The 15,519-nt window shown below is 65.3% G+C and carries 12 protein-coding genes; 2 read left to right on the plus strand and 10 right to left on the minus strand.

Annotation, left to right across the window (positions count from 1 at the left end):
• Positions 1–282 precede the first annotated feature (282 nt).
• From VSR34_RS13750 to VSR34_RS13775, 6 genes are all read right to left on the minus strand, one after another.
• Positions 283–1,746, minus strand: coding sequence for a sugar efflux transporter (locus VSR34_RS13750; RefSeq protein ID WP_342962707.1), 1,464 nt, complete (start codon positions 1,744–1,746; stop codon positions 283–285).
• Between the two features lie 566 nt (positions 1,747–2,312).
• Positions 2,313–4,010 (minus strand): acid phosphatase, encoded by a 1,698-nt coding sequence (locus VSR34_RS13755; RefSeq protein WP_342962708.1) that lies wholly within the window; start codon positions 4,008–4,010, stop codon positions 2,313–2,315.
• 128 nt (positions 4,011–4,138) lie between these two features.
• Positions 4,139–5,032 (minus strand): proteasome-type protease, encoded by an 894-nt coding sequence (locus VSR34_RS13760; RefSeq protein ID WP_042290362.1) that lies wholly within the window; start codon positions 5,030–5,032, stop codon positions 4,139–4,141.
• Between the two features lie 36 nt (positions 5,033–5,068).
• The gene (locus VSR34_RS13765) at positions 5,069–5,869 is read right to left on the minus strand and encodes a transglutaminase family protein (protein WP_342962709.1); all 801 of its coding nucleotides are present in this window, start codon (positions 5,867–5,869) and stop codon (positions 5,069–5,071) included.
• A gap of 50 nt (positions 5,870–5,919) precedes the next feature.
• Positions 5,920–6,873 carry an alpha-E domain-containing protein gene (locus VSR34_RS13770; protein ID WP_028210975.1) on the minus strand — a complete coding sequence of 318 codons (954 nt, stop codon included), beginning with the start codon at positions 6,871–6,873 and terminating at the stop codon, positions 5,920–5,922.
• Between the two features lie 40 nt (positions 6,874–6,913).
• Positions 6,914–8,320: a circularly permuted type 2 ATP-grasp protein gene (locus VSR34_RS13775; RefSeq protein WP_028210974.1), complete on the minus strand. Its 1,407-nt coding sequence runs from the start codon at positions 8,318–8,320 to the stop codon at positions 6,914–6,916.
• A gap of 280 nt (positions 8,321–8,600) precedes the next feature.
• Here VSR34_RS13775 and VSR34_RS13780 point away from each other — a divergent pair, with 280 nt between their 5' ends.
• Positions 8,601–9,533, plus strand: coding sequence for a DUF2459 domain-containing protein (locus VSR34_RS13780; RefSeq protein ID WP_342962710.1), 933 nt, complete (start codon positions 8,601–8,603; stop codon positions 9,531–9,533).
• 86 nt (positions 9,534–9,619) lie between these two features.
• Here VSR34_RS13780 and VSR34_RS13785 read toward each other — a convergent pair whose 3' ends face one another.
• The 3 genes from VSR34_RS13785 to VSR34_RS13795 all read right to left on the minus strand — a co-directional run bounded on the left by VSR34_RS13785 (position 9,620) and on the right by VSR34_RS13795 (position 13,504).
• A complete protein-coding gene (locus VSR34_RS13785; RefSeq protein WP_028210972.1) occupies positions 9,620–11,092 on the minus strand; it encodes a glycosyltransferase family 2 protein in 1,473 nt (490 codons plus the stop codon).
• A 20-nt stretch (positions 11,093–11,112) separates the two neighbouring features.
• On the minus strand, positions 11,113–11,730 hold the full coding sequence (locus VSR34_RS13790; protein ID WP_028210971.1) for a cytochrome b: 618 nt from the start codon (positions 11,728–11,730) through the stop codon (positions 11,113–11,115).
• Between the two features lie 310 nt (positions 11,731–12,040).
• Positions 12,041–13,504: a catalase gene (locus tag VSR34_RS13795; RefSeq protein WP_342962711.1), complete on the minus strand. Its 1,464-nt coding sequence runs from the start codon at positions 13,502–13,504 to the stop codon at positions 12,041–12,043.
• A gap of 423 nt (positions 13,505–13,927) precedes the next feature.
• Between VSR34_RS13795 and phaP the strand changes: the two genes are divergently transcribed.
• Positions 13,928–14,491, plus strand: a complete 564-nt coding sequence (gene phaP / locus VSR34_RS13800) for a TIGR01841 family phasin (RefSeq protein ID WP_028210969.1) — start codon at positions 13,928–13,930, stop codon at positions 14,489–14,491.
• Between the two features lie 257 nt (positions 14,492–14,748).
• Here the strand turns inward: phaP and VSR34_RS13805 are convergent, their stop codons facing one another.
• Positions 14,749–15,438 carry a FadR/GntR family transcriptional regulator gene (locus VSR34_RS13805; RefSeq protein WP_028210968.1) on the minus strand — a complete coding sequence of 230 codons (690 nt, stop codon included), beginning with the start codon at positions 15,436–15,438 and terminating at the stop codon, positions 14,749–14,751.
• Positions 15,439–15,519: the final 81 nt, after the last annotated feature.

Consider the following 15,519-nt stretch of genomic DNA (forward strand, 5'->3'; position numbering starts at 1 on the left):
AAAAACAACACACGGGCTGCTACAGCCGATTTTTGATCGCATCAACAGCGCTTTTCCCATTTGGGGCGCCATGACGCGCGGCAGGCTGTCACGCTGCGCGGCCCGAATAATACCTTACTTGTTTCTTTCGGTTCAATGACTTATGCATTGAAATGTGGCCTGTCGCGTAGGCCACGGCGCGCGCCCACGCCCCTCGCGCGACGCAAAAAAAACCCGGCCCTCATGGGGCCGGGGTCAACTCTCACGTCGCGCCAGACGACTGGAACACGCACGGCCGGGACTTTAGCGTCTTGTGTCCCCTTCATTAAGTCCTTTGGCTGGAAGAGTGCTTTCCTTGCTGCGCGAAGGCGAGATCCGCTCGCGCAGATAACGCCGCGCCGCGCGCGCCATCTTCGGGTATTGCTCGCCGGGCACGGCAAACAACACGAGCGCGCAAAGCGCGAGCACGCCGCAAAAAACAAACGTGCCGCGATAACCGAACGCCTGCACGAGCAGGCCCGAGAGCACCCCGGACAGGATCGAACCGAGCCGCGCCGCGTTGAAAAAAAGCGCCGTCGCCCGCCCCGGCGATGCGGGCATCAGGTCCTGCACGAAGGTCATGCCGAGACACGAGGTGACGGCCACCACGAACGCGTTGAGGATCTGCATCGGAATCAGCGCGTGAACCCCGGGCGCCAGTGACATCGAGACGAAGTAGACCGCATGCACCACGGCGCACGCGGCCAGCCACCATTGCTTGTCGAGCATGGAAGCGCGCGCGCCGAGCGCGAGCATCATCGGTATCTCCATGAACGCGCCGAGGCCGAGCATGATCGAAACGTCGATGCTCGTGCCTTGCAGGCCGTGAACGATGAAGAGCGGCAGCACGATCATCGTCGCGTTGGCGGCGAGACCGATGAGTGTCAGCGCAACGATCGCGCGCATGATGTCTTTCTGCGAGCCCTCCGCTGCGGGCGCTCGCGCCGCCTTCGCCTTCGCCGCCGCCGCATTCGCAGGCCCCGCGAGCGATGCCCGATCGCGCGGCGCGCCCGGCTGCACCTCGGCCTGGGTGAGCGGCTGGCCCTCGTACTGCGCCGCGCGCTCCTCGCCCCTCTGCTGCGCGACGTCGCCGGCGCTCGGGCGCGCCATCAAATGCTGGGTGGCGTGCTCGTCGGAGCGCGGCTCGCGCATGCGCCAGACGATGGTGCCGCACGCCGCGAAGCTCGCCGCCGCGAACAGGAAGAGCCCATAGAAGCCCGTGGCCGCGAGCACGAGCGCGCCGACCGCAGGCCCGAACACCCACGCCGCGGAAAGGATGGTGCGCAAGGTCGCGCTCGCGAAGGTGCGCTCCGCGTCGTCGCGCGCGGGCAGCGCCGCGCGGCTGAACGAGAACACGAGCGACATCGCGCATCCGCCCGCGCCGATGAACGCGATGCCAACGAGAAGCAGCCACCGGTAGTCGCGCACCACACACAGGCTCAGATAGCCGAGCGTCGCGGCGCACAGCGAGACGAGCAGCAGCGTGCGGTGCTTGCCGGTGGCGTCGCTCCAGCGCCCCGCCGCGGTGCTCGCAATCACGCCGCTCGTGGCAATGGCGGTCATGAACACGCCGAGCCGGAACGGCGTCATGCCGGCGCGCTCGACGCCGAAGAGCGAAAGGTAAGGCGCGGTGAAGGACATCGCCACGCCGAGCATGAGAGTCGCGCCGGCGAGCGGCAGGAAGCCAGGAATACGCAGAAGACCGGCGAAGCGCGAGTTTTTGAGCACGGCGCAGCGGGGAGTGGCGAGAGGTGAGTTGCCCGCGCACGCGAGGTCACGCGACGGTCATATCGACGGAGATTATCGGGCCGAACTTCCGCCCTCTGCAAGGTTGACTCCGCCACGATCAACATCTGGGCGCGATATCCACAGCTTTGGTGGACAGCCTTGTGCGTAACCGCGGGACGGTCACACCAAGTCCTTGATGCGACTGGGAATATGCGCAGCGTTGCCGATTGTTGCAGCGAGGGCGCTCCGCAGAACAAACGCGTGCGCGGTTTTCCACAGATTTGGTGGGTAGCTCTGTTGGCAACTTCTGGACAGCTGGACCAAGTCCCTGATTGGAAAGAGGAAGCGGGCAAACGTTACACAAGATGCAGTTCGCCCGCGCGGCGAAGTTGTCCACAGATTTCGGGGAAAAACCTGTTGATAACCGCCTGGCGATTGCGCCAACTCATTGATCGGATGGAGAGTTCGTCGCTTGTGTCGCCGTTGCATCAATTTGCGTTTCAGATGGGCACCGGAAGGCGCCGCCGATGTTTTCAATCGCCGGCGCCTTCCTCGCCCGCAAACGTTCACGCAAGGTCGAGCGCTGCCGTGAGATCGCCGGGCGGCATCTGGTCTCGCGACAGGAACGCCCGGTCGCGTGCCGCCACGCCGTCGAGCGGCGCGAGGCCGTGCACACGGCTGATGAAGCGCAGGATCGAAACGGTGTCGTAGAACGTGTGATCGACGTAGCCCTTCTTCGCGAACGGCGCGATCACGAGCGCCGGAACGCGCGAGCCCGGGCCCCAGCGGTCGCCCACGGGCGGGGCGACGGGATCCCACCAGCCGCCGTTCTCGTCGTGCGTCACCACGATCATCGTGCCGGCCCACTGCGGACCGCGCTGGATATGCTCGATCACGTTCGCGATGTGGCGATCGCCCGATTCGACGTCGGCATAACCGGCGTGCATGTTCAGGGTGCCCTGCGGCTTGTAGAACGTGACGGCGGGCAGCCGGCCCGCATCGATGTCGGCGAGCAGACGGTTCGTGGCCGGATCGTCGCCGAGGCCCGCGTCGCGCAGCCGGCGTGCCCGTTCTGCCGTGCCCGGCGCGAAGTTGGCAAAGTAGTTGAAGGGCTGATGGTGATACTGGAAGTCGGGCCTCGAACCCATGTCGGGATGATCGAGGGCGTACTGCCACGCGCCGCTGTACCACGCCCAGTCGACGCCCTTCGCCGAGAGCCGGTCGCCGATCGTCGCGTAGGTCTGCGGGCGCAGCACACGCGGATTGGACGGATCGGCGAGCGACGGGTTGCCGTCCTCCGAGGGGCGCACGTTGCTCGGCTGATAAGGCGGCGCCATCGTGTTGACGGCATAGCCGTCGGGCGTGAAGAGGCCGTCGTTCACGAACTTCGGCGCACCGTCGAGCGCCGAGTCAGGCGAGTTCGGCGCGACCTTCAGGCGCGTGCCGGTGGGATCGTCGCCCTCCACGACCGAAGCGAGATGCTTCGCCGCGCTCGTCTGGATATCCGCGTACCGCGGCACCTGGGCCGAGATCAGGAAGATGTGGTTCAGCCAGGAGCCGCCAAACGCGCCCATGAAGAAGTTATCGCAGAGCGTGTACTGCGTCGCGATATTCCAGAGCCGCAGCGTCTGCGCCGAATTCTCGTAATAGCCCATGACGAGGCCGCCCGAGTCGCCCCACGCGGCGAACTGGTCGTTGCGGCCCGCGTTGATCTGCATCTGGTTCTGATAGAAACGATGGACGAGATCGCGCGTGATGATGCCGTTCGGCAACGGTTTGCCATGCGCGTCGGCGATGCGGAACGGCTGGTTCGGAAGACCGGTGATGTCTTGCTCGGCAATCATGTAACGCTTGCCGTGCAGTTCCTGCGCCTGGGGCACGAGGCCGCCCCAGATCTTCGGCAGCTGCGGCAACGGCGTCTTGCCGTCGCGATCGAGCTGCACGTAGCGCTCGGCGTTCACGCTGGCGAGCGGCGTCTGCACACCGGGATAGTTGCCGTACAGATTGACGAAGCTGCGATTCTCCGCGTAGATCACGACGATCTGGCGGACCTGGTCGCGCAGCGCGGCATCGACGCGCGTGTCGGCGGCGCTGCGCGGCATGCTCGCCGCGCTCTGCGCCGGCGTCTCGCAGCCGCCGAGCGCGAGCCCCACGCCGACCGCGGCAAGCCCACCGAGCACCCGGCGACGCGCGGGATCATCGGGGCCACAGGACACGGAATCGTCATCGGGGCGCCCGTGCTTCGGGTCATCGTTCTGCTTCATCAGCCTGCCTCCTCTGTCGGGGGGAACGCGCGCCAGTGCGCGATGCACCGAGCATCTACGCAGGAGGATACCGGTTCCCCACCCGGCGAGGCAGAAAGGACGTTTGCAAGCGCTGCGCCGGCCGCGCGCTAGCCGTCGCGCGGCACGCGCGGCGCGGCGTGCGGCATCAGCACCGCGGCGTCCGGCTGGGCTTGCGCGAGCGTCTGCGCGGGGCGCGGCTCCGGCACATTGCCCTCGTGCGCGGCGCGCGGCGCAATGGGCAGCGTCGCGCGTTCGTGGCGCGGCACGTCGCCTTCGTCGGTCCAGAGCGGATCGGGTATCTCGCCGAACACCTGGCGTAGCCGCGCGCCCCAAGTCGAATGAATCATCTCGAAGTACGCGTTCGACTGGTCGAGCGACGCGTAGCGCGTGACGCGCAGCGCATCGCGCTCATACACGAGCAGATCGAGCGGCAGGCCGACCGAGAGGTTCGAGCGCAGCGTCGAGTCCATGGAGATGAGCGCGCACTTCGCGGCCTCGTCGAGCGGCGTGCGCGGCGTGAGGACGCGGTCGATGATCGGCTTGCCGTACTTCGATTCGCCGATCTGGAAATACGGATTGACGCTCGACGTCTCGATGAAATTGCCGGCCGCGTAGATCTGGAAGAGCCGCATCGGGTGGCTGCCGATCTGGCCGCCGAGGATGAAGCTGCAGTTGAAATCGACGTTGAAGGTCTTGAGCGCTTCCGCGTCGCGCCGATGCACTTCGCGCACCGCTTCGCCCACCACGCGCGCGGCCTCGACCATCGTAGGCGCATTCCAGAGCGTGGTGCGCGCCGCGTCCTGCGGCTCGGTTAGCACCTGCAGCGTGGCCTGCGTGATGGCCAGATTGCCCGCGACGAGCAGCACCAGCACGCGCTCGCCGGGCTCCTCGAACACCGCCATCTTGCGCGATGTGCTGATGTGATCGACACCCGCGTTCGTGCGCGTATCCGCAAGGAATACGAGTCCCTCCTCCACCCCCATTGCCACACAGTACGTCATGCGCCTCCTTCCTTTTTCTTTGCCATCCCGGGAAAGCTATTGCTGCGACTGCTGCGCGCTCACGTGCACGCTGACATCGAGCGACTCCCCTGCCCCGCCGATACGGCGGCCACGAACCGGCGCGGCCGCTTCGTAGTCGCGGCCCACGGCGATGCGGCAGTACTTCTCGCTTGCGAAGCACGCGTGCGTGACGTCCACGGTGACCCAGCCGTTGTCGAGCCATACGTCGACCCACGCGTGGCTCGCCATGTCCGGAACGTCGCCGGGGTCGATATAGCCGCTCACGTAGCGCGCCGGCACGCCGCGCGCGCGGCACACCGCCAGCATCACATGCGCATGATCCTGGCACACGCCACGACCCAGCGCCAGCGCGTCCGCCGCGGTGTGCGTCACGTCCGTGACGCCGGGTTCGTAGCGCACGCGCTCCACGATGCGCGCCGCCGCCTGGAGAATGGCCGCCGAATCGTCCAGCGGCGGCAGGCTGTGCGCGAAATCCGCGAGCGCCTCGTCCGCTTCCGTGAGCCGCGTGGGCGAGGTGAAATGATGCATCGGCACGGGGCCCTCGCCTTCGGGCAGGCGGCCATCGGGCAGCGCCACGGTTTCCACTTCGCCGCGCACGCGCAAGCGAATTTCCGTATGTGGACGCGTGAGCACCAAGGTCATCAGCGCGTTGCCGTAGGCATCGCGGCCCGCATCCAGCTTGCCCGGCGCCTCGACCTGCCACTGCGTGACGATCTGCGTGGGCGTGGTGAGCGGCGAAAGCCGCAATTGCTGGATGGAATAATGCACGGGCGCTTCGTAGCGGTACACCGTGTCGTGCCGGATTGCGAGCTGCATGACGTGACCTCTCCATCTAGACGATTGGGATATCGAACAGCGCGGGATCGTTAGCCTACCGGCAACATCAGATAGGTGCGTGCGACCTGGTTGCCCAGCTCGTATACGCGCGCGAGAAACTGCGTGAGAAACGTATGCACGCCCATCGAAAAGATCTGCCGCAGATCGGCATAAAGCAGTTCAGCGCGCAGCTTGCCCGCGGTGCGCTCGACTTCGCGCGAAGTCCCGGTGCGCAGCATTGCGAGATTGGTGCATACGCCGTCCAGCGAGGCCAGCAGCGAGCGCGGCATTTGCTGGTTGAGAATCAGCAGCTCCACCACGCGCGCTGGCGTCACCACGTCGCGATAGACCTTGCGATAGATTTCGAGCGCCGAGACCGAGCTGAGAATCGAGGTCCAGTAATAGAAGTCCTCGAGCTGCCGCGCGGCCGAGCGCGAGTCGGCGTTCTCCACTTCGACGAAGCGCACGTCGAGAATGCGCGCCGTATTGTCCGCGCGTTCGAGGAACGTGCCGAGCTGCGTGAAGAACAGCGCGTCGTCCTGCAATGCCGTGCCGAGGCGCACCCCGCGCGACAGATGCGAGCGGAACTTGACCCACTCGAACAACGCATCGGGATGGGATTCCAGCTCGCCTTCGCGCAGACGCTCGACGAATTGCAGCCAGGTGTCGTTGACCGTTTCCCACCACTCCGTCGTGAGCGTGCCGCGCACGGCGCGCGCATTCTCGCGTGTCGCGTGCAGGCACGAATAGATGCTCGACGGATTCGTTGGGTCCGCAACGAGAAACTTGAGCACGTTGCTGCTCGTCGTTTCCTCGTGGCGGGCGTCGAAGGCGGGCTCCAGTTCGGAGATGCGCAGCATCGCGCGATGGGTGCGCGCCTCGGCGTTCGCGCTGCCCGGCAGCAGCAGCGCCTTCATGTTGATGTCCAGCATGCGCGCGGTGTTCTCCGCGCGTTCCATGTAGCGGGCCATCCAGAACAGATGATCGGCGGTACGGCTCAGCATGTTCGAACCTCGTTTTTAGCGTGCGGATTGGCCTGTGAAATCATTCGAGTACCCACGTGTCCTTGGTCCCGCCGCCCTGCGACGAGTTGACGACGAGCGAGCCCTCCTTGAGCGCGACGCGCGTGAGACCGCCCGCCGCCATCTGGATCGTCTTGCCGGAGAGGACGAAGGGCCGCAGGTCGATATGGCGCGGCGCGATGCCCGCTTCGACGAAGGTCGGGCAAGCCGAGAGCGACAGCGTGGGCTGCGCGATGTAGTTGCCGGGCCGCGCGACGAGGCGCGCGCGAAACGCCTCGATCTCCTCGCGTGTGGAAGCGGGACCGACCAGCATGCCGTAGCCGCCCGCGCCGTGCACCTCTTTCACGACGAGATCGGGGAGATGCTCGAGCGTCCAGGCGAGATCGTCGGGGCGGCGGCATTGCCACGTCGGCACGTTTTTCAGGATCGGCTTTTCGCCGAGATAGAAGTTGATCATGTCGGGCACGTACGGATAGATCGATTTGTCGTCGGCCACGCCGGTGCCCATGGCGTTCGCGAGCGCGACGCGGCCCGCGCGGTAAGCCGTGAGCAGCCCCGGCACGCCGAGCGCGGAATCGGCGCGAAACGCGAGCGGATCGAGAAAATCGTCGTCCACGCGCCGGTAGATCACGTCTACGCGCCGCGGCCCTTGCGTCGTGCGCATGAATACATAGTTATCCTCTACGAACAGATCCTTGCCCTCCACCAGTTCGACGCCCATCTGCTGCGCGAGGAACGTATGCTCGAAATACGCGGAGTTGTACATGCCGGGCGTAAGCACCACGACGGTCGGATCATCGGCGCCGTCGGGCGCCACCGAGCGCAGCGTATCGAGCAGCAGGTCGGGATAGTGCGCAACGGGCGCCACCTTGTGCTGGACGAACAGTTCGGGAAAGAGCCGCATCATCATCTTGCGGTTCTCGAGCATGTACGAGACGCCCGACGGCACCCGCAAATTGTCCTCGAGCACATAGAACGCGCCGTCGCGCCCGTCGCGCACGATGTCGATGCCCGCGATATGCGCGTACACGCCCAGCGGCAGGTCGATCCCCTGCATCTCGGGCCGGTACTGCGCATTCGTGTAGACCTGCTCGGCGGGAATCACGCCCGCGCGCACGATGTTGCGATCGTGATAGACGTCGTGAAGGAACAGGTTCAGCGCCTGCACGCGCTGACGCAGTCCGCGCTCGAGCAATTCCCATTCGTCGGCGGGAATGATGCGCGGAATGAGGTCGAAGGGAATCAGCCGCTCGGTGCCGGAGAGGTCGCCATTCACCGCGAACGTGATGCCGACCCGCCTGAACAGCAGGTCCGCCTCGGCGCGCTTGTGCGCCATCGTCTCGCCAGTCTGCCTCTCCAGCCAGTGCTGGAAGCGTTCGTAGTGCGGGCGCACCGCGCCCTCGTCGCGCATCTCGTCATGGACTTGCATCGGTTCGTTCTCGGGCGTTTAGGCAACTGCATGCAGCGACATCCAGCGTTTCGTCACATGTTTGCGACGGGAGACGTTGGGGTACTGCAAAAAAGCAAGTGATATGCCATCGCGGGCAGCGCGTCGAATGCGCTCAATTGGTGCAACAGGTGCAGGATCCGTGGCCTCGAAACGGGGCACGCAGTGGCGGCACGGAATGCCCGCGTCAAGATGGTGCAGGCCCCCGACGCGGCATGGCATATGCAGACATAGGGGCTTCTCGATGGAAAGAGCGCTTCCGATGAACGAAGCTGCCGACGCGCGTCGATGTCTCATGCGGACCAGGGTGGCACAAAGGCACTGTGCAGCTGCGCTCATGCTCGTGCTCGCCGCGTGCGCGAGCCCGCAAGATCCCTTGCCCACGGCGATCGAGCCGATGACCGGTGGCCCGGCGAGCACATCTGTCGCCGTAGTTCAGCGCGATTGGCACACCGACATCTGCCTGCGCATGGGCGACGCCGATCCATGGGTCGCCTCGCTCGCACGCGGTTTCGAGGGCGCGGCGATGCTCTGCTTCGGCTTCGGGGAAAGACAGTTCGTGGTGGAACGCCGCCACGATCCGCTGACGATGATGGGCGCACTCTTGCCCAGCAAGGCGGCCGTGCTGATGACCGTCCTGCGCGCGTCCCCGCAGGACGCGTTTGGCGCCCCGAACGTCGTGGAAGTGCCCGTCGACAGCGGTGGTCTCGCCGGCCTCCAGCGATATCTGCGCGCGTCGTTCGAAACCGACGCGTCAGGCGCGACGCAAATCCTCGCAAACGGGCCCTATGCGGGCAGCGTCTATTTCGCGGCGTCCGGAACTTACGACGCCTTTCACACCTGCAACACGTGGACCGCGCGAGCATTGCGCTCCGCGGGCCTCACGGAGGCCCAGGACGTGCTGTTTGCCGGCAGCCTGATGCGTGAAGTCCGCGCCGCACTGAAAGCGACCGGACAACACGACGCGCAACGCAACCGCCGGCGAATGACTCAGCAAGGCGCGACGCAGCTCGTACCCGGCGGCGGCGGCGCGACGGCCGCGGCGGGCGGGGGGCTCGACTGCGGCACGACGACAGTCTCTCTGGGCGGGGGATTCGGATCGCTGCTGCTGAACGAAAGACAACCCGAAAAAGCGAACGGCAGTAGAAAAGCGAAAACGCTGAATCGAAGCATGAGACTCTCCCTGACCGGCTAAAAGGCCATCGCCGCGCGCATGGCGCGGCCCTGAGGACCAAAGGCCCTATACGCCCAGGGAGCAATTGGAGTGCCACGGAAATCAGATCATTGGGAAGCCCTGCTCTCGCGGCTGCGCGCCGCAGCCAGCCCGGCCCGTTTCTGCACGCCCCACTTGCGCCGCCCGAGCAGGAAATGGAGCCACCCGAGCGCCGCGCCACTGTGGCGCATCAGCTGGAAAGAGAACGGCTCGAAGATAGCGGCGAGCAATGCCATGCCGAAGCTCGAGTGCGTGCGATCTCCGCTCCAGCGGCGGTAAAGATGGACGGAGTACAAATGAAACGCGAGGTCGATCGCGATCTTGCCGACGATCACGCCGAGTACCGGCAACACGATCGTAAAGCGCCCGTCGAACAGGAATCCGATCAGCAGTGCGAACGCCGTCAGCCCATAAATGGGTTGCACGGTGTCGAACGCCTTGACGGGCAGCATCATGAGGCCGAGCTTCCCATACCGGCGATTGCCCGTCATGTCGCGATACCAGTATTGCGTTTGCAGGAAGCCCGCGAACCAGCGGCGGCGCTGGCGCAGAAAGCTCGCGAGCGTACCCGGCGCGTCGGTGCGCGCGCGGGCCGCGCCGAGCACGCGCACGTCCCAGCCCAGCCCCTCGCGCGCCGAATACCGGCGCAGACGGTGAATCAGTTCGTAGTCCTCGACAAGACAATTGGCATCGAAGCCGCCCACGGCCATCACTGCGTCGCGGCGAAAACCCGCGAACGCGCCGGAGACGAGCAATAGACTGTCGGCGCGCATCCATGCGAAGCGCGAGATGAAATTGCGGATGTACTCGTAGGTCTGGAACCACTGAAAGAAACGACCGCTCAACGTATGGTCGCAAACCGGCGTGAGCAGCCCCGCCGCCGCAACCAGTTCGCGCTGGCGGCCGAACGCGCCCGCCATCGCCGCACAGGCGTCGGGTTCGAGCAGCGTATCGGCGTCCACGGTCATGACCGTTTCCGTTGCGAGCGCAAGCAAGGCGGCGTTGAGTGCGCGCGCCTTGCCGCCGTGCGCGAGCCTCAGCCAGCGCAGATTCGGATACTGCGGCGAAGGCGCGCTCAACTGCCCAACGCCTGGATCGGCGAGGCCATAGCGTTGCGCGAGCAGCGCGGCCGTGCCGTCGGTCGAGCCGTCGTCGGCGATCACGATCTGCTGCGGTGCGCGGGTCTGGGCGAACAGCGCGTCGAGGGTAATCGGCAGTACCGCCGCTTCGTTGTGGGCGGCCACGATCACGCCGAGGGTCGGCAGCCTTGCTTCGCTCGCCGCGGCGCTTTCGGCCGCGCGCGAAGGTGCGAGCAGCACCCGCGCCTTCCACGCGACGAACAGCAGCAACACGGTGTCGTAGACGACATAGGCAATGCCCGTCGACCACGCGACCACGCCCTGCAGGAAGAACGCGCGCGCGAACAGCACGAACCAGAGCACCATGACGCTGGAGTGAATCGCGATGCTCGCGAAAGGCGTGGGAGGCGGCACGAGGCGCGGCGACGTGCGGGCCAGCGCCTCATCGAGCGTGTTGTTCAAGTCGTACCTTTACGTGTTGCTCACGGCATCATCCGGCGCAGCACCGAATGACGATCGACCCATTGATGCTTGAGCGCGCCCGCGATGTGCAGCGCGAGCACGCCATAGAGCGCATAGCTGCATGCCGTATGCAGCGCGCCGAACTGGCTGTGCAACTGCTCCTTCGTGGCCGCATCGAGATTCATGATGAAGCCGATGCGCGGCCATGGCACGAGGCCATAGAGATACATCGGATGCGAGGCGGCGGCGACCCAGGCGGAGTCGTGCAGCCAGCCCGAAAGCGGCATCGCGAAGATCAGCACGTAGAGCACGACGTGCGCGGCATGGGCCGCCGCGCGCTCCCAGCTGGGGAATTCGGCGGGCAGTGGCGGCGGCCGGTGCGTGAGACGCCACAGGACGCGAACAATGGCGAGGCCGAGCACGGTTATGCCAATCGACTTGTGCGTGTCGATCACGAAGCGGATGGCGGTGTCCGAAAGCGAGCCGTCGGGCATCAACGCGACGGTCAGGCCAAGGGCGACGTTCGCGAGAATCAGCAGCGCGATCGTCCAGTGCAGTAGCACTGCTACACGCGAGTACTTTTGCGCGCCGGCGGCGGCATCGGCAAAAGCGGATTCGGCTGAAAGGGAAGTTTTCACGTGAGCTCGACCGTTGCGGATCAGTTGGGATAACGCACGGCGCGGCGGTTATATTCCCGCTGGGCGCCGCAAGCCGGCGGGCTTGCGCAACGCTTCCCACCCAGCGACTCGCGCATTATGCCCGCTCGTTCCTGACGCTGCAGAATCCGCCAGATGGCGGTTCTGCCAGTTAGTCCGCAGGCGGCTCACGTGCAATGGCCTTCACATTGCCGGGCGCAAAAAAACCGGAGCGGTTTCTCAGGACCGTTCCGGTTCTTTCGCGGCGCGGCGCACTACTGCGCGGCCGCTGCGCCATCGCGGGTTCGGCGGCTTACTTGCCGCTGCCCGCCTGCTTTTCGATCTGCGCGCCCACGTCGGAGTCGATCTTCTTCCAGTACTCGAACACGCGCTCGCGCACGGGACTGCGCACGTCGTTCAGGCTCGCCACCACCTGCTGGATGAGCGACTCACGCTGCCTGTCGTTGAATACGTTGCGCACCAGCGCACCCGCCTGGCCGAAATCGTCGTCTTCTGCATGCAGCGTGTAGGCGCTGCGCACCATGTCGCCATCGGCTTCCCAGCCGTCGTCGGCGGGGCCGGTCGTGTCCGCCCACGGGCGCCCGAAGCTGTTCGGCGCATAGGTCGGCGCATTGCCGGTATGTTCGTAGGCCATGTTGCCGTCGAACTGGTAAGTCTGCACCGGCACCTTCGGACGGTTCACTGGCAGTTGATTGAAGTTCGTGCCGATGCGCGCGCGCTGCGCATCGTTATAGGCGAACGCGCGGCCCAGCAGCATCTTGTCCGGCGAGAGGCCGATGCCCGGCACCGTATTGCCCGGCGAGAACGCGGCCTGTTCTATCTGCGCGAAGAAGTTCTCCGGATTGCGGTTGAGCGTCATCGTGCCGACCTTGATGAGCGGATAGTCCTTGTGCGACCACGTCTTCGTGAGATCGAACGGATTGAAGCGGTAATGCTTCGCCTGCGCATAGGGCATGACCTGCACGGAGAGCGTCCACGACGGAAATTCGCTGCGCGCGATCGCTTCGAACAGATCGCGCCGATGAAAGTCGGCGTCCTCGCCCGCCATCGCCGCGGCCTCGGCGTTGGTGAAGAACTGCATGCCCTGGTTGGTGTGGAAGTGGTACTTGACCCAGAACTTCTCGCCCGCCGCATTCACCCACATGAAGGTATGCGAGCCGTAGCCGTTCATGTGGCGCCATGTTCTCGGCAGCCCGCGCTCGCCCATCAGGTAGGTGACCTGGTGCGCCGATTCGGGGTTGTTCGTCCAGAAGTCCCACTGCATTTCGGCATCGCGCAGGCCCGAATCGGGCAGACGCTTCTGGCTGCGGATGAAGTGCGGGAACTTCATCGGGTCGCGCACGAAGAACACCGGCGTGTTGTTGCCGACCAGGTCGTAGTTGCCCTCGGTCGTATAGAACTTCAGCGAAAAACCGCGCACGTCGCGCCAGGTGTCGGGGCTGCCCATTTCGCCCGCAACGGTCGAAAAGCGCGCCAGCATTTCCGTGACAGCGCCCTTCTGGAACACGGCCGCCTTCGTGTAGCGCGAGACGTCCTCGGTCGCCTTGAACTCGCCGAATGCGCCGGCGCCCTTCGCGTGCGGCTGGCGCTCCGGCACCTTCTCGCGGTTGAAATGCGCCATCTGTTCGAGAAAATGCACATCATGCAGAAGGATCGGGCCGTCCGGACCGACCGTGAGCGAGTTGCGGTCGCTGACAACCGGCGCGCCCGTGCTCGTCGTGGATTGACCGCGAGACTTGTCGTTCGATGCACCCATTACCGCTCTCCTGATGGAAACGCGGTGGCGGCCTCGCACATTGCTCATTTGAGCCGCATCGATGGCCGCCACTACTCGATTGGGGAACCACACAGGCTGCGTCGTAAGCCGCCTCGCCACTGTCTTCGCCGCCCGGGGAAGGCCATTTTGCCCGCGCAAGCGAAGCGTTGCGCTCAAGCGGTTCACGCGTCCGGGGATCCGCCGCGACCCCGCCCGGCCGCCTGAAAATTTCCACCAAAAATCAGGCGTTTACATAGTTGCTGCGACGCACAAAAAAGTTCTTGACACGATTTATGGTTGCGCTAAGATGACCTCGATTGCTGCATCGCACAAAACATTTCTGCGCGAACCGGTGATCGATCCGAAAGTATTCCCATTTTCGCAACCGAAACCGACGCGTAGCGTCCCCAAAAGGAAAGAGACATGAACCTGCCGACTCCCGAACAATTCGCCGCCACCCAGAAAGCCGGTCTCGAGGCCCTTTTCGGCCTGACGAGCAAGGCATTCGAAGGCGCCATCAAGCTCGCCGAACTCAACATCGAAACCGCCCGCTCGGCATTCGCCGAAGGCCAGGAACAGGCCCACCGCGCATTGTCGGCCAAGGACCCGCAAGGCTTCTTCGCTGCACAGGCCGGCTCGGCCCAGCCCGTCGCCGAAAAGGCGCTTGCCTATGGCCGCAGCGTCTACGGCATCGTGTCGGCCACGCAGGCCGAATTCGCCACTGCCGCCCAGTCGCAGTTCGAATCGCAGCAGCGCGCGATCGAAACGTTCGTGGACAACGCCGCGAAGAACGCGCCGGCTGGCTCGGAAGCCGCCATCGCCGCGATCAAGTCGGCGCTGACCGCCGCCACCAGCGCGTATGCGTCGGTGAACAAGGCTGCGAAGCAAGCTGTGGAAGTCGCGGAAAGCAACTTCGACGCCGCCGGCAAGGCCGCGACGAAGGCTGTCGCGCAAGCGTCGGCACGCGCCGCCAAGCAGGCTGCGTAAGTTCCCTTCCGCTGGCGCGCAGGGCCTCGTGCCTGGCGCCAGCCGGAACGAAGACGGGCGTGAGTTCTCGTGCAAAGCGAGGCTCACGCCCGTTTGCTATGGGGGTTGCCGAAGGTCGTTGCGATCGTGTGTGGGCGCCGCCGCGCCTCGTGCCGGCAACGGAATGGAACGTCAGGTTCGGGCCGCGTGCGTGGAAGTCAGCGACCGCGTAAAGCGGCGCACGCGTACGCCGCCTTCACGCGAAACCGGTGCGCCGCTCAGGAGCCGAACATCCGGTTGACGGCGCGCTCCAGGTGGGCGCGCATGGCGGTCGAGGCGCGCACGGCGTCGCGCGCCTGGATTGCCTCGAGCACTTCGAGGTGTTCCTGCTGCACGAGGCGCTGCCGCTCGATCGACTTCACGAGCGAGAGGTTGCGCGAAAGATTCATGCTGAAGACCATCTGCTCCTGGATGCCCGAGAGCGCGGTGATGAAGAACTGGTTCTTCGAGGCGCGCGCTACGGCCATGTGGAATGCGAAGTCGTCCTTCGCGCCGATGCCCGAAGTCTCGATGATGGTCTGAAGGTTGTCCCACTCGCGCCGGATCGCGGCAATGTCTTCGTCGTCGGCCTTTTGGGCCGCCAGCGAGGCCGCCCCGGATTCGACCACCACGCGGTACTCGTAGCAACGCCGAATGTCCGACAGCGTTTCGAGCGGTGCGAAGCGGCGCACGTCCGGGTCCGGACGCCGCATGACCGTCGTGCCCGAACCATGGCGCGTTGCGATGATGCCGTCCGCGCGCAGCTGCGCGAGCGCCTCGCGCACCGTCGGGCGCGAGGTCGAGAAGCGCTCGGCGAGCATGTGCTCGGTCGGCAGGCGCTCCCCTTCCTTGTATTCGCCTTCGATGATGCGATTGAGGATATCGCTGTAAATCCGCGCCGGCATATTCGGCGCTTTCTGCTCAGACATGATCGGACGGTGAACTTTGGGTTGTCAGGAGTGTCGTCAATTGTAAGTCATATGGCGCGCCGATAGCGTCCTTGCGCCCCG

The sequence above is a fragment of the Paraburkholderia sp. JHI2823 genome (assembly GCF_038900695.1).
Taxonomy (GTDB): domain Bacteria; phylum Pseudomonadota; class Gammaproteobacteria; order Burkholderiales; family Burkholderiaceae; genus Paraburkholderia; species Paraburkholderia mimosarum.